The organism is Sedimentibacter acidaminivorans (assembly GCF_017873955.1).
Lineage (GTDB): Bacteria > Bacillota > Clostridia > Tissierellales > Sedimentibacteraceae > Sedimentibacter > Sedimentibacter acidaminivorans.
Window position 1 is genome coordinate 78,052 of sequence record NZ_JAGGKS010000005.1, and the last position, 13,247, is coordinate 91,298.

Annotated in this window: 13 protein-coding genes; 12 read left to right on the top strand and 1 reads right to left on the bottom strand. The window is 28.4% G+C overall.

Annotated elements, in window-relative coordinates; genetic code table 11:
* The first annotated feature begins 4 nt into the window (after positions 1-4).
* The 6 genes from J2Z76_RS09215 to J2Z76_RS09240 all read left to right on the top strand — a co-directional run bounded on the left by J2Z76_RS09215 (position 5) and on the right by J2Z76_RS09240 (position 6,379).
* Entirely contained in the window at positions 5-1,288 is a 1,284-nt protein-coding gene (locus tag J2Z76_RS09215; protein ID WP_209511755.1) for a B12-binding domain-containing radical SAM protein, read from the top strand.
* Between the two features lies 1 nt (position 1,289).
* Entirely contained in the window at positions 1,290-1,931 is a 642-nt protein-coding gene (locus J2Z76_RS09220; RefSeq protein ID WP_209511756.1) for a class I SAM-dependent DNA methyltransferase, read from the top strand.
* Positions 1,928-3,292, top strand: a complete 1,365-nt coding sequence (locus tag J2Z76_RS09225; RefSeq protein ID WP_209511757.1) for a B12-binding domain-containing radical SAM protein — start codon at positions 1,928-1,930, stop codon at positions 3,290-3,292. Before J2Z76_RS09220 ends, J2Z76_RS09225 begins: the two co-directional genes overlap by 4 nt.
* Positions 3,292-4,614, top strand: a complete 1,323-nt coding sequence (locus tag J2Z76_RS09230; protein ID WP_209511758.1) for a B12-binding domain-containing radical SAM protein — start codon at positions 3,292-3,294, stop codon at positions 4,612-4,614. Before J2Z76_RS09225 ends, J2Z76_RS09230 begins: the two co-directional genes overlap by 1 nt.
* 15 nt (positions 4,615-4,629) lie before the next feature.
* Positions 4,630-5,991 carry a B12-binding domain-containing radical SAM protein gene (locus J2Z76_RS09235; protein WP_209511759.1) on the top strand — a complete coding sequence of 454 codons (1,362 nt, stop codon included), beginning with the start codon at positions 4,630-4,632 and terminating at the stop codon, positions 5,989-5,991.
* A gap of 142 nt (positions 5,992-6,133) precedes the next feature.
* Entirely contained in the window at positions 6,134-6,379 is a 246-nt protein-coding gene (locus J2Z76_RS09240) for a DUF3243 domain-containing protein (RefSeq protein ID WP_209511760.1), read from the top strand.
* 84 nt (positions 6,380-6,463) lie between these two features.
* Here J2Z76_RS09240 and J2Z76_RS09245 read toward each other — a convergent pair whose 3' ends face one another.
* Entirely contained in the window at positions 6,464-7,948 is a 1,485-nt protein-coding gene (locus tag J2Z76_RS09245) for a phytoene desaturase family protein (protein WP_209511761.1), read from the bottom strand.
* A 189-nt stretch (positions 7,949-8,137) separates the two neighbouring features.
* On the opposite strand from J2Z76_RS09245, the gene J2Z76_RS09250 reads away from it, so the two are divergent.
* The 6 genes from J2Z76_RS09250 (at position 8,138) to J2Z76_RS09275 (ending at position 13,198) form a co-directional block, all read left to right on the top strand.
* On the top strand, positions 8,138-8,638 hold the full coding sequence (locus J2Z76_RS09250) for a DUF8052 family protein (protein WP_209511762.1): 501 nt from the start codon (positions 8,138-8,140) through the stop codon (positions 8,636-8,638).
* Positions 8,639-8,662: 24 nt separating this feature from the next.
* Positions 8,663-10,297 (top strand): carbon starvation CstA family protein, encoded by a 1,635-nt coding sequence (locus tag J2Z76_RS09255; RefSeq protein WP_209511763.1) that lies wholly within the window; start codon positions 8,663-8,665, stop codon positions 10,295-10,297.
* Between the two features lie 70 nt (positions 10,298-10,367).
* Positions 10,368-10,661 carry a DUF7990 family protein gene (locus tag J2Z76_RS09260; RefSeq protein ID WP_209511764.1) on the top strand — a complete coding sequence of 98 codons (294 nt, stop codon included), beginning with the start codon at positions 10,368-10,370 and terminating at the stop codon, positions 10,659-10,661.
* A gap of 10 nt (positions 10,662-10,671) precedes the next feature.
* Positions 10,672-11,607 carry an ArsA family ATPase gene (locus J2Z76_RS09265; protein ID WP_209511765.1) on the top strand — a complete coding sequence of 312 codons (936 nt, stop codon included), beginning with the start codon at positions 10,672-10,674 and terminating at the stop codon, positions 11,605-11,607.
* A 37-nt stretch (positions 11,608-11,644) separates the two neighbouring features.
* On the top strand, positions 11,645-12,574 hold the full coding sequence (locus tag J2Z76_RS09270) for an alpha/beta fold hydrolase (RefSeq protein WP_209511766.1): 930 nt from the start codon (positions 11,645-11,647) through the stop codon (positions 12,572-12,574).
* 75 nt (positions 12,575-12,649) lie between these two features.
* Positions 12,650-13,198, top strand: coding sequence for a gamma carbonic anhydrase family protein (locus J2Z76_RS09275; protein WP_209511767.1), 549 nt, complete (start codon positions 12,650-12,652; stop codon positions 13,196-13,198).
* The last annotated feature ends 49 nt before the right edge of the window (positions 13,199-13,247 follow it).

Sequence of the window (13,247 nt, forward strand, 5' to 3'; positions counted from 1 at the left end):
ATATATGATTGTTTTTTTAGAAAAGGTTAGAGTAAAAACTATTTTTTCTGTTTTTGAACCAGTAAAGGTAGAACCTTTAGAACTTTGCTATATAAAAACCGTGTTAAATAATATGAATGTAGAAAACTATTTAATAGATATACTGTTTGGACTAAAACAACCTAAAAGCATTGAACCAGATATAGTAGTTTTAACTGGGTATAATGTATCAGAAAAAGAAATTATTAAATCAGCACGTCAATATAAAATAAAATATCCAAGAGTTAGAATTATAGTAGGGGGAGTTCATATTCAAGGGAATCGTAATGATTTTCGAGTTCGTGATGTTGACTATGTATTTCATTCACAAAGTTTAAATACTTTTAAATTATTAATAGAAAAAATATTAAGGAATAATAAAGAAGTTCTAAGTACTGGAGTAGATTCTTATGTTGAAAATTCAAGTGGTGGATATTGGTATATAGGCGATGATGAAATAATATATCAAAATGAAGAAGTTGTTGCTGATAGAAATATATTTTACCAAATATCTAATAAAGTTCGTTATCTTGAAAAACGAAAAGTTGCTTTAATTAAAAGTGGTGTAGGATGTTTATATAATTGTTCTTATTGTTATTGTAAAGAAGTTAATTCTAATCACTATATAAATGCAAACTATAAAAGAATGGCTGAGGAAATGAAAAGTATTGATGCTAATTATTTTTGGATAGTTGATGATGTGCTTTTTTCTACTAGAAGTGATGCCTTAGAAATGATTGATATAATAAAAAAGGGAAATTTAAAAATTAAAATTATAGCATATTTAAGAGCAGACTTTATCTTGAAGGAAAGAGATTTGCTGAAAGATTTGAGAGAAGTTGGCCTAGTTGAGGTGATTGTAGGTTTTGAAGCAACAAATAATGATGAATTAAAAGCATATGAAAAAACAACAAATGCACTTGATTACCCTGAAATTATTCGTATTCTTAGGGAAAATAATATTGACTTAACGGCACTTTTTATGGTACAGCCTGATTATGGAATAAAAGAGTTTAAAAATTTGAGAAAATTTATTAAGAATAATTCAATTGATGTATTTAGTATATCAATTTTTACACCTATTAAAGGTACGAAAATCTATGAACAATCAAAGCCAAATTTGACAACACAAGATCCTAGAAAATTTGATTTCATGCATTTAGTACTTAAATCTAAAATTCCAAAATGGAAGTTTTACATTTTGTTTTACGGTACACATATTAGTTTGTTAAAATCAATGAGAATTTGGCGATATATTGCAAGGAGATAAAATGAAAAAATCAGACATATGGAATTTTTGGGCAGGAAAATATGATAAATTGTGGGTTCAAAAATATTCATTAACACCAACGAGAAATTATATTATAAAGGTTGTTTCAGAAATCTATGAAAAGTATAATAGTAATTACAATGAAAAAATTAAAATATTAGATTTAGGCAGTGGACCAGGTGAATTAATAGGGGAAATTTCTGATAAATTTAAAAATGTAGAAATAACAGGTGTTGATTTTTCGGAGAAAATGTTAGAAATATCCAAAAAAAGAAACCCTAAAGCTAAACATATAAAAATGGATGTAGCTGAATTGCAGAACTTAAAAGATAAATATAATATAATTATTTGTACTCATTCTTTTCCATATTACAAAGAACCAGAAAAGGTAATGAAAGAGCTGTTTAGATTATTAGAAGATGATGGAATAATATACATTGGCTTTGCAAGTGGAGATAATTTATATGATAAATTTGCATTGGGTTTTGTAAAGATTACAACAGGGTCTGCTAATTATCCTTCAGATCAAAATTTCAGAAGATTAAGTCAACCATATTTCAAAGTGGAAAAATTAAAAATAATAAAGGAAAAATATTTCATGCCTAGGATTGCCATATACTCATTAAAGAAGGTGCGCGTATGAAGGTTTTACTTATTAGACCAAAACCTCATAAAGAAACAATTGGTCTTCAACATGTAATGATATGCGAACCTTTAGAGTTAGAGTACCTAGTTTCAAATATACCTGAAAAAATAAAAACAGAGATAAGTATTAAAATTATCGATTTAATAGTAGAAAAAAAATCGTATGAAGAAATTATGATAAAAGAAAAACCTGATTTTGTGTTATTTACAGGTTATATAACTCATGTTGGGGTTATTAAGAAGCTAGCTAGTATTTCTAAAGAATTATATCCTAAAATTATTACGGGTGTAGGTGGTGTTCATTCAGAGGTTGTGTCAGAAGATTTTAAGTCCGAATATATAGATTTTATTTATGATAAAAATGGAATTGATGGTTTTAATTTAACATTAGATATGTTGCTTGAAAATGAAACTGTTGAAAAAATAAATATGGAGCTTGGTAAGTTAGGACCTAAAAAGACAATATTTAACTATAAATATCCAGACAGAAGTTCAGTTTCAAAATATAGAAGTAAATATTACTACATGTTTCACAGCCCTTGTGCCTTAATTAAAACTTCATTTGGGTGCCCATACAATTGTAGTTTTTGTTTTTGTAAGGAAATTACAAATGGAAAATATTTTAGAAGAGAAATAGAAGATGTGTTAGGAGAACTAGAAATAATTAAAGAAGATGAAGTATATATAGTAGATGATGATTTTTTACATGATACTAAATATTTACTTGAATTTATAAATGGACTTAAAAGAAAAAATATAAAGAAGAAATTTTTAGTTTATGGTAGAGCGGATTTTATAGCTGAAAATAAGGATATATTAGTTAAATTGAAAAATTATGGATTACAAGCTGTAATAGTTGGAATTGAGTCGGTTAGAGAACAAGACCTCAAAGAATATAATAAAAAAACTACTAAAAATATTAATGAAGAATGTATTAATATATTAAAAGAATTAGAAATAGAGCTTTACGCTACATTAATTATTCCGCTAGATTTTACTAGAAATGATTTTAGAGAACTTACATCATGGTTAAGGCGACTTAATGTTAGATTTGTTAATCTTCAGCCACTGACTCCGCTACCTGGAACTGAAATATTTGAATCATACCTAGATGATTTATTGGTAAAAAGAGAACAATATGAATTATGGGATATGGCTCATGTTGTTCTAAAGCCAGAATTTATGAGTATACGAAAATTTTATTTTGAACTGTTGATATCATATTATAGAATAATTATGAGACCAAAACATGTATTAGCCTTAATAAAGAAATATGGCATTAAATCTAATTTAAAAATGCTTGTTGGCAGTAGTTTTGTTAGCTTTCAGTATATTCAGAAGATTGTGAGGGGTTACTAGTGAAAAAAATATTACTTATTCAACCAAGCCCATATGACCAAAATCATAAACCTATAAAGAAAAAGAAATTATATTTTGTGGGACTTGCAATGCCACTTTTAGCAGCTATGATGCCTAAAGATTGGGAAACAGAAATAATACTAGAAATATTAGAAGATATTCCAATGGATACAGATGCGGATTTAATTGGAATTAGTACCATGGGTCATGGTGTAATAAGGTCAATTGATATTGCAAAAGCATTTCGTGATAAGGGAAAAACTGTTGTACTTGGTGGTTATATGGCAAGTATAATGGCAGAAGAAGCTACTAAATATTGCGATAGTGTTGTGGTTGGAGATGCAGAGTTAGTATGGAAAGAATTGCTCGATGATTTTGAAAAAGGTCAACTTAAAAAAATATATGAAAGAAATTTAGATAAAGGAGTATTTTCCACTCCTATTCCAAGGTTTGATTTAATTATAAATAAAAATATTGGGGACTTTTTACCTGTACAAGCAGGAAGGGGATGTCCAAATACATGTAGCTTTTGTTCTGTAGCATGTTTATATAAGGGCAAATATATAAAAAAACCTCTAGAAGAAGTTGTAAGAGATATTAAGCAGGTAAAAGATTTAGGATACAAAAAATTTCTGCTACTTGACGATAATATTTTTTCAGATAGAGAGTATTTAGGGAAACTATTGAAAGAAATTAAAAATTTAAATATGGAATGGATGAGCCAGTGTGATATTCGCATTGGTAAAGAAAATGAACTATTAAAAACTCTGGCAGACAGTGGTTGCACTACACTTAGTTTTGGACTTGAAAGTATTTCAAAAGAAAGTTTAGTTGCTATGAATAAGGGCTGGGCAAATCCATCGAAATATCCTGAATTAATTAAAAATATTCAATCATATGGCATTGATGTATCAACAGAAATGGTTGTAGGAGGAGAAGGTGATACTTTACAATCCATTAAAATGACTAAAAAATTTATTGAGGATAATAAAATTTCTGTTCCAAGGTTTTATATTTTAACTCCTATACCAGGAACTAAATTCTTTACTGATATGACAGATGCAGGGCGTTTGATAAAAGATAATATTTATTCCTTTGATGGTACAGAAGCAGTTCATAAGCCAGTGAATATGACACCTGATGAATTAACAAATGCTTATTGGGAGTTGTATGAAGAATTGTTTACTATAAAATCAATTGTTAAGAGAAATATTTTAAGACAAGAATTTTTAAAAAAACCAGGTAAATATTTATTTTATTCTATAGTAAATCTTTATTATAGATATCAAATTAAAAGAAAAATTACACCTAATATATTTTAGAAAGGCATTGTATATATGAAAATATTGTTAGTCAGACCACCAAGAATTAAACAAGCAATAACTTTAAGTGATTTCATGTTTTCAGAACCAATTGGACTTGAAATGGTTTATGGTGTTCTAAAAGAGGATTATGAAGTAGAGATATTTGATATGATGATAGAAAGTACGATATTATCAGATAAAATTAAAGAATATAAACCAAATGCTATAGGTATTACTAGCTTGTGTATAGATGTAAAAAAAGTAATTGAATTATGTACGGAAGTGAAAAAAACAGATAATAATATAATGACCATAGTTGGAGGTACACAAACTTATCTTAATGCAGAATCCTTTTTTAATGATGATGTGGATCATATTTTTGAATATACAAATAAAGAAAACCTTGAAATTTTTTATAGTTTTATTTGCAGTAGTAAAATACAATTAGTTGACGGAATTAGATCAAAAGAACTTGGATATAAATCTACAGGAAAAGCAGGACGAAACGAGTATATGCTGCCAGATAGGACATCTACAAAAAAATATCGTAGTGAATATTCGTACTTTGGATACAGACCAGCTGCGATTATGGAATTTGGAACGGGTTGTGAAAAAGTATGTGATTTTTGTTTAAGGTGGAGGATAGAAGGTGCAAAAGAAAAGTTAATTGATATAAACCTTACAAAAAAAGATTTAGCAAGTATCAAAGAACCTACAATAATGTTTATGGATAATGATTTTTTTACAAACAAAGAAAAAATAGAAACTCTTATAAATCTTATCAAAGAATTCAACTTAAAAAAGAATTATATAATGTATGCTTCAGTAGCAGGAATAATAAAATATAAGGAATATGTACAAGAATTAGCAGAATTAGGGTTAAAGGCATTATTAGTTGGCTATGAAACCTTTGATGATAATGAACTGATTAAATATAAAAAGAAGTCAACCACTACAGATAATTATTTGGCAGCAGAAATATTAAAAGAAGCTAAGATTGATGTGTGGGCCTCGTTTATGGCTCATCCTGATTGGAGTAAAAAAGATTTTAAATTATTTAGAACATATATTAAAGATTTAAAACCACAAATAACTTCTATCAGTCCATTAACACCATTTCCTAATTTGCCAATGTACAAGGAATATGAAAATAGACTTATATATAGTGCAGATGATTATGAAAAGTGGAGTTTTGGGCAAGTGATGATAAAACCATCTCAAATAAGTTTGAGAACATATTACTATGAACTTTTAAAAACCAATTTATATGTAAATTTATTTGTAAACAAAAATACTGAAATGATAAAAAAATTTGGTATAAAAAATATTATTAGGATTTTAATGGGGTCAATTAAAGCAGCAAGTAAGTATATTAGCTTAATGATTGAAAACTAGACGCTTTTAAGTATACAATCCTGCTAAGATTGAATTATTGAATTGATTCATTATTTTACAACCAAAATGTACGCTATATTAGAATATTATTATAATAATTGTAAATAATTTATATAATAAATATTCTATAGGAGTTGATTATATGAGCAATATGGATGATTGGGGTGCTTGGAAGGCAACGTTAGGAAAAGCTGTTAAACTTGGTGAAGTTGTAGGCATGTCAGATGATACTATAAATAAAACGGCTGAAAAAGTGGGGACATTTCTTACAAACAACGTAGACCCAAGAAATGATCAAGAAAGATTATTAAAGCAATTATGGGATGTTGGAGATGAAGTAGATAGAGAAACTTTAGCAAAACTAGTTAAAAGGATATCTGTTAAATAGAAGTTTAATTTGATTATACTTAGAATTGCCGACTTAAGCGCTTGTTACTTAAGTCGGCTTTCTTATTCACAAATATTTACCATTTTACATAGTATTTAAAATTTCTTCGGTTACAATTTTACTAGAATTTAATACCAAGGATATCCCAGGACCAGGATGTAGAGAACTTCCCACAAAAAATAAATTATTAGCTTTATTGGATTTGAATTTTGGTCTAAAATAATTTGTTTGAGTTAAGGTAGTGCTAAGACCAAAAGCTGTCCCACCGTAAGCATTAAATGTACTTTCCATATCTAGAGGAGTAAGGTAGTTTTTATATACGATGTTTTCTTCTATATCATCCAACCCCTTTATAGTTTTTAATTCTTTAAAGATATCATTCATTAGAGTATTAATTGTATTTTTATCCCAAACTATTTCTTTGAAAAAGAGATTGGGTACACGAACCATAACATTAATACAATCTCCATTATTTTTTACCATGCTTCTATCTATCCTACTAGGGCAATAAATATATAAAGTTGGATTTTTTGGTATAACACCTTTGAATGGTGATTCAATGCCTTCTTTAAAATTTTCACCTAAATATATATTGTGAACTGCTAATTGAGGATAACTTTTTTTTAATCCTAAATATATAATAAAAGTGGAACATGAGTATTTCATTTTAGCTAATTTTTTATCAGTATAATCATCTTTGTAATATTCATTTTTAATTAAGTTTTTCATAGAATAAGGAAAATCTGCGTTACATATGATAATATCTGCATTTTCTATTCCTCTAGATGACTTTACACCAATTGCTTTATCATTTAAAAATAGAATTTCCTCTACGGGTACTTCTGTAATTATGTTTCCGCCAAGTTCATATATTAGTTTTGATAGAGCATTAATAAAAGAGTACATACCTCCTTTAAGGTGCCATAAACCATACAGCTGAGAAACAACAGGAATTAATGTGTAAATGTTAGGACCATTATAAGGAGATATACCTACATACATTGACTGGAAGGCTAGAAATTGACGAAGTCTTTCATCTTTTACATATTTAGAAATAAAATCGTATGAAGTAGAAAGTGTATTGACTTCTAATGCTTTTATCAATGTTGTGAAATTGAAGAAATCTGTAATATCATCTTGAGATTTTTGTAAAAAATATTTATTTGCTATTAAATATTTTTCATAAACATCAGACAAGAATTTGAAGTATCCTAATGAATCTTCTTTTGAAATTTTCTCTAAGGTTTTTGTTAAAGAAGAAAACTTGTTATTAAAATCAATAGTTGTATCACCTGAAAAAAGTTTATAAGTAGGGTCAATTTCTATGAATTCTAAATAATCTGTATAGTTTTTTCCAATATAGGAGAACACTTCTTTATAAGAATCAGGCATCATCAAAATAGAAGCTGACAAATCAAAATTAAAGTTTTTAGTTTCTAATATATTAACTCTTCCTCCAATTTTTTTATTCTTTTCATAAATAACAACTTCATATTCATTTTTTAAAAGTCTTAAAGCGGTTGTCAAACCACCAATTCCAGCACCAATAATAATTGCTTTTTTACTCATAAATTTAAACTCCTATAACTCATCTTTGCTTTATATTTATTATTTACAAAATTGTTAATATTTATAATAGTTTTATTAAATAATTATTATAAAGTATAAACAATTACCAAAAAAATATTTGAAAACGTATTGACATTCATTAATCCGAGGAATATAATCAATTTAAAAGAACAGCAAGGATGATATCATATGAACAGTAATGAATATTTAAACAAATTAAAAAGTAGTTTAACAAAATATTTTGACATTGAGTTAGATAAAGAATTGGGTGGAAGACAATTTTCTTTGTATGGTAGGTATTACACCAGAAATTCTAAGTATTTTGCATTAAGAAAATTTGAAGTATATTCTTTTAAAATAAACGAGTATGTTCTTTATCATAATTGCAATAACTTAGATGTTGATTACATTAATGAATTAAAGGAATATATCAAAGACAATGTTGATAATATTGTGATAAGAGATAGTGAAACTATGTCAAGTGCAATAACTTTACTGATATCGTCTGAGGAAGATATTGACAATGATACTATAAAGTCAGTAAAAAAGTTTAAGTTTTATAAGTCGTATGATTGGGGTTTTAAAGGGTGGGTTAACGTTAAGTTAATTTTAGTTAATTTGAAAACTAACCAAGCCTACTCCAATTCATTAGGAAGGAGGGAGAAAAAAAGATTTATATTTCTTAAATAATTATATTTTTAAGGAGGAAATACAATGAATTCATTAATACTAGTTTTGTCGGTTATTATTATTTTTATTATTGCTTATGCAACTTACGGTTCATATTTGTGTAAGACTTGGGGATTAGACCCGAAAAAACAAACTCCAGCTCATACAATGGAAGATGGAGTTGACTATTGTCCAGCAAAAGCACCAGTTTTACTTGGACACCATTTTGCTTCTATAGCAGGTGCAGGACCTATTGTAGGACCTATACAAGCAGCAGTATTTGGTTGGCTTCCAGTTATGTTATGGATTGTAATTGGATCTATATTTGTAGGAGGAGTTCATGATATGGGTGCTTTGTTTGCATCTGTAAGACATGATGGGAAGTCCTTAGGAGAAGTTATTCATTCAACTATGGGAGATACAGGTCGTAAATTATTCTCTTGGTTTGCTTGGCTCACTCTTATTTTAGTAATTGCAGCATTTACAGCTATATGCGCTGGATTATTTGTATCAACTCCAGCTGCAGGTTCTACTTCAATCTTATTTATAATTTTAGCAATTGCATTTGGATTCTTTGTTTATAGAAAAGGGGCAGGACTTGGTGTAAGTACAGTTGTTGGTGTTGTTTTATTGTTTGCATGCATATGGCTTGGAATGAGATTTCAATTTACAGCTGGTTTTACTAAAAGCACTTGGGTAATTATATTAGTTGCTTATATTACAGTTGCATCCGTTGCACCAGTTTGGATACTTCTTCAACCTAGAGATTATTTAAATTCATTTTTACTATATGCTATGATTATTGGTGCGGTTTTAGGATTAGTTATTCTTCACCCAACAATAGAAGCTAAATCTTTTGTAGCATTTAATACAGGAAACATGAATTATTTATTCCCAATGTTGTTTGTAACTGTTGCATGTGGAGCTATATCTGGATTCCATGCTTTAGTTGGATCTGGAACAACCTCAAAACAAATAGACAATGAAAAAGATGTAAAATTAATAGGTTATGGATCAATGTTAATAGAAGGTGTACTTGCTACTATAGCAATTATAACTGCAACTTATATAGCAACACCAGAACTTGGAGAATTATTAAGTGACGGTGGACCTATGAATGTATTTGCAACAGGAATAGGTAATTTCATGCAATCTTTTGGAATACCATTTGAAACTGGTAAAGTATTTACATCTCTTGCTATTTCAGCTTTTGCTTTAACATCGCTAGATACAGCAACTAGGCTTGGTAGATTTATATTCCAAGAATTATTTGACAATAGACAATCAGCTGATGAAAAAGCAAATGTATTAACAAATAAATATGTTTCAACTGTAATTACAGCAGGTCTTGGTGGATTGCTTGCAGTTATGGGTTACGCAAAAGTTTGGCCAATATTTGGATCTGCAAATCAATTGTTAGCAGCTTTAGCTTTACTAACATTGGCAGCATATCTAAAAAAATCTGGAAAGAGCAACAAAGTTGCAGTTATTCCAACAATATTTATGTTTGTTGTTACTTTTGCTGCATTAGTTTTATTAATAATTCAAAAATCGGCAGATTTTGCAACAAATTGGATACTAGTAATAATAGCTGCTATTCTATTAGTTTTAGCTGTAGTTCTTGCTAGATTTGGATATAAAACTTTGACAGAAACTACTGAAGAAAAAATTAAAGGATAATTATTGACGTTATTTATAAAAGAGCTAACAAAAGCTGTTAGCTCTTTTTTTACAAGAAGGAGGAACTGTTTTGGATAATGAAAAAGTTAAAGAGTTTTTAAATAATTTTAAACTTTTCTTTCAAGGAGCTACTGATTTTAATAGAAAATCACAATCTTTACTAATGAAAGAGTCCCATAATGAGATGGATGATTTTATACTTCTTTGCTTTGGCGATATTTTGGGTATTCCAATACCTACAAGTTATTACTCTTTAGAACTTTTGCCATTAATAGCTGATGATTTAGATGGTTGGCAGAGAAGAATGGTCAGCAGATTATATATCTGGGGAGAAAAATGGGGCGATTTTGATTTAGACGCATAAGGAGGAAATTATGAATAAGATAGTATTTTTTGGCGGAAAAGGAGGAGTTGGTAAAACTACGTGTAGTGCTTCATATGCAGTTTTTTCTGCAAAAAGTGGATTAAAAACACTTCTTGTATCTACAGATCCAGCTCATTCAACTTCAGATATTTTTGAGAAGAAAATTAAAAATGAGATAACCAATATTCTTCCTAACTTAGATGCTATAGAAATAAGTGGTGAAAAAGAAAGTAAAATTTATATGGACAATGTAAAAATTAGCTTAAAGAATGTTGTAAGTCCAGTTATAGTAAAGGAAATAAATAAGCAGATAGATGCAGCTTCAATATCCCCTGGAACAGAAGAAGCAGCATTGTTCGATAAAATGATAGAAATTATAACCGAAAAGAACGATGAATATGATAGAATTATATTTGATACAGCTCCAACCGGTCATACAGTAAGACTTTTAACTTTACCAGAACTTTTAGGTGCTTGGCTTGATACGCTAATAAAGAAAAGAAGTAAGTCAGTTACATTAATGTCTATGGCTAATCATCACGGGCAAACTGATAAAAAAGATATAGATAATGATGAAGTAATTAAAATATTAAGAAAAAGATATGAAAAAATTAATAAAGCAAAAAAAATAATGATGGAAGATAAGCTTTTATCATTTATATTTGTTATAAATGCAGAAAAGCTACCTATAGATGAAACTGTTAAAGCTATTAATATTTTAGAAAAATATAATGTATTAGTTGATGGTATTGTTGTAAATAAAATACTTCCAGAAAATATGAAGGATGATTTTTGGAAAAGTAAAAAAGAACAAGAACAAAAATATTTAGATATTATTATGGAAACTTTTAAAGGTAAAAAAATATTTAAATTACCTCTTCTTCAAGAAGATATGAAATCAAACAATATTGAAAATATCGCAGATAAATTTTCAGAGTTTAATTGATTTATTAAACTAGAATAGTCATAATTAGAGGTGTGTGATGGCAAATAAAGTGGAATTTTATTATGATTCAGCTGATTTGATTACTAAAATACATGCAATTAAGTGGGTGCCAGATGGTGAAATAAAATGTATTTTACAAATCGCTCATGGAATGCTTGAACATATTGAAAGGTATGATGAATTTGCAAATGCAATGGCAGATTTAGGAATAGTTGTATCAGGAAATGATCATTTAGGTCATGGCTCTTCTTTAATAAATGAGGAGTGCCGAGGTTTTTTTAGTGAAGGTGATGGAAATAAAGTTGTAATAGATGATATGAATAAACTTAATACTATTTTGAAAGAAGAATATCCTAATGCTTCATATTTTATATTAGGTCACAGCATGGGGTCTTTTTTAGTAAGACAATATATTACTATTTATAATAGTGGCATAAATGGGGCGATAATAGTTGGAACAGGACATCAACCCTATGCTTTATTGAAGACCGGATTAATAATTACAAAATTAATAGCAACTTTTAAAGGTTGGAGATACAGAAGTAAATTTGTAAATAATCTAGCTATTGGTAATAACAATAAAAAATTTCAACCATCTAGAACAAATGTGGATTGGCTTAGTAGAGATAAGAAAATTGTTGATGAATACATAAAAGATAAAAAAATTAAATTTATTTTTACACTAAATTCATATTACAATATGTTTAAAGGAATGCTTACTTTATATGATGATAATAACTTGAAGAAAATGTTAAAAGATTTGCCTATTATATTATTATCTGGAGACCAAGACCCTGTAGGAAACTTTGGAAAGGATATTGTAATTCTATACGATAAATATAAAAAACTAGGAATAAAAGATGTTTCATATATACTCTATAAGGAAGATAGACACGAAATCCTAAATGAATTAGATAGAGAAAAAGTTTACAAAGATATTGGGGATTGGATTTTACACCACATGTAGAATATGGGTTAAAGATATAAAAGGTTAGAGACATAATGTATTAGATTAATGTAAATTAAAGTAGGAGTATTATAAATGATTAAAGAGTTTGAAGGTAAAAATCCCTTGTTAGATGAAAAAATTTATTTGGCTGAAGGTGCTAAGGTGATTGGTGCTGTAACTATGGATGAATACAGTAGCATTTGGCATAATACAGTTGTAAGGGGAGATGTTAATAGTATTAAAATTGGGAAATATACTAATATTCAAGATAATTCAGTAGTTCATGTTTCTGATGAGTACTCAACAATAATTGGAGATTATGTAACTGTCGGTCATGGAGCAATAGTACATGGGTGCACTATTGAAGATCATTGTTTAATAGGAATGGGCTCTATTGTAATGGATGGTACCATAATAGGAAGAGGAAGTATTGTAGCGGCAGGAGCTGTTGTATTAGGGAATCAAGAAATTCCACCTTACTCTATGGTTGCTGGTTTACCAGCCAAAGTTATCAAAAGTATTCCCGAAAAGTTTGATAGCATACATGCTCAGGCTGTAAAATATAAAACCTTGTGGACTGAAAGATATAACATAGATCCAAATGCTAGTGGTGAAAAATATAACGGCGATAAAATAGTATAGTTTGAGTGATATTTTTACTAAAGTTTATTTTAATATGTATTAATTATTA

Bases quoted from the DNA above. Each gene is read 5' to 3' on its own strand.
- J2Z76_RS09215 (WP_209511755.1), top strand. From the start codon at position 5: ATGATTGTTTTTTTAGAAAAGGTTAGAGTAAAAACTATTTTTTCTGTT.
- J2Z76_RS09220 (WP_209511756.1), top strand. From the start codon at position 1,290: ATGAAAAAATCAGACATATGGAATTTTTGGGCAGGAAAATATGATAAA.
- J2Z76_RS09225 (WP_209511757.1), top strand. From the start codon at position 1,928: ATGAAGGTTTTACTTATTAGACCAAAACCTCATAAAGAAACAATTGGT.
- J2Z76_RS09235 (WP_209511759.1), top strand. From the start codon at position 4,630: ATGAAAATATTGTTAGTCAGACCACCAAGAATTAAACAAGCAATAACT.
- J2Z76_RS09240 (WP_209511760.1), top strand. From the start codon at position 6,134: ATGAGCAATATGGATGATTGGGGTGCTTGGAAGGCAACGTTAGGAAAA.
- J2Z76_RS09245 (WP_209511761.1), bottom strand. From the start codon at position 7,948: ATGAGTAAAAAAGCAATTATTATTGGTGCTGGAATTGGTGGTTTGACA.
- J2Z76_RS09250 (WP_209511762.1), top strand. From the start codon at position 8,138: ATGAACAGTAATGAATATTTAAACAAATTAAAAAGTAGTTTAACAAAA.
- J2Z76_RS09255 (WP_209511763.1), top strand. From the start codon at position 8,663: ATGAATTCATTAATACTAGTTTTGTCGGTTATTATTATTTTTATTATT.
- J2Z76_RS09265 (WP_209511765.1), top strand. From the start codon at position 10,672: ATGAATAAGATAGTATTTTTTGGCGGAAAAGGAGGAGTTGGTAAAACT.
- J2Z76_RS09270 (WP_209511766.1), top strand. From the start codon at position 11,645: ATGGCAAATAAAGTGGAATTTTATTATGATTCAGCTGATTTGATTACT.
- J2Z76_RS09275 (WP_209511767.1), top strand. From the start codon at position 12,650: ATGATTAAAGAGTTTGAAGGTAAAAATCCCTTGTTAGATGAAAAAATT.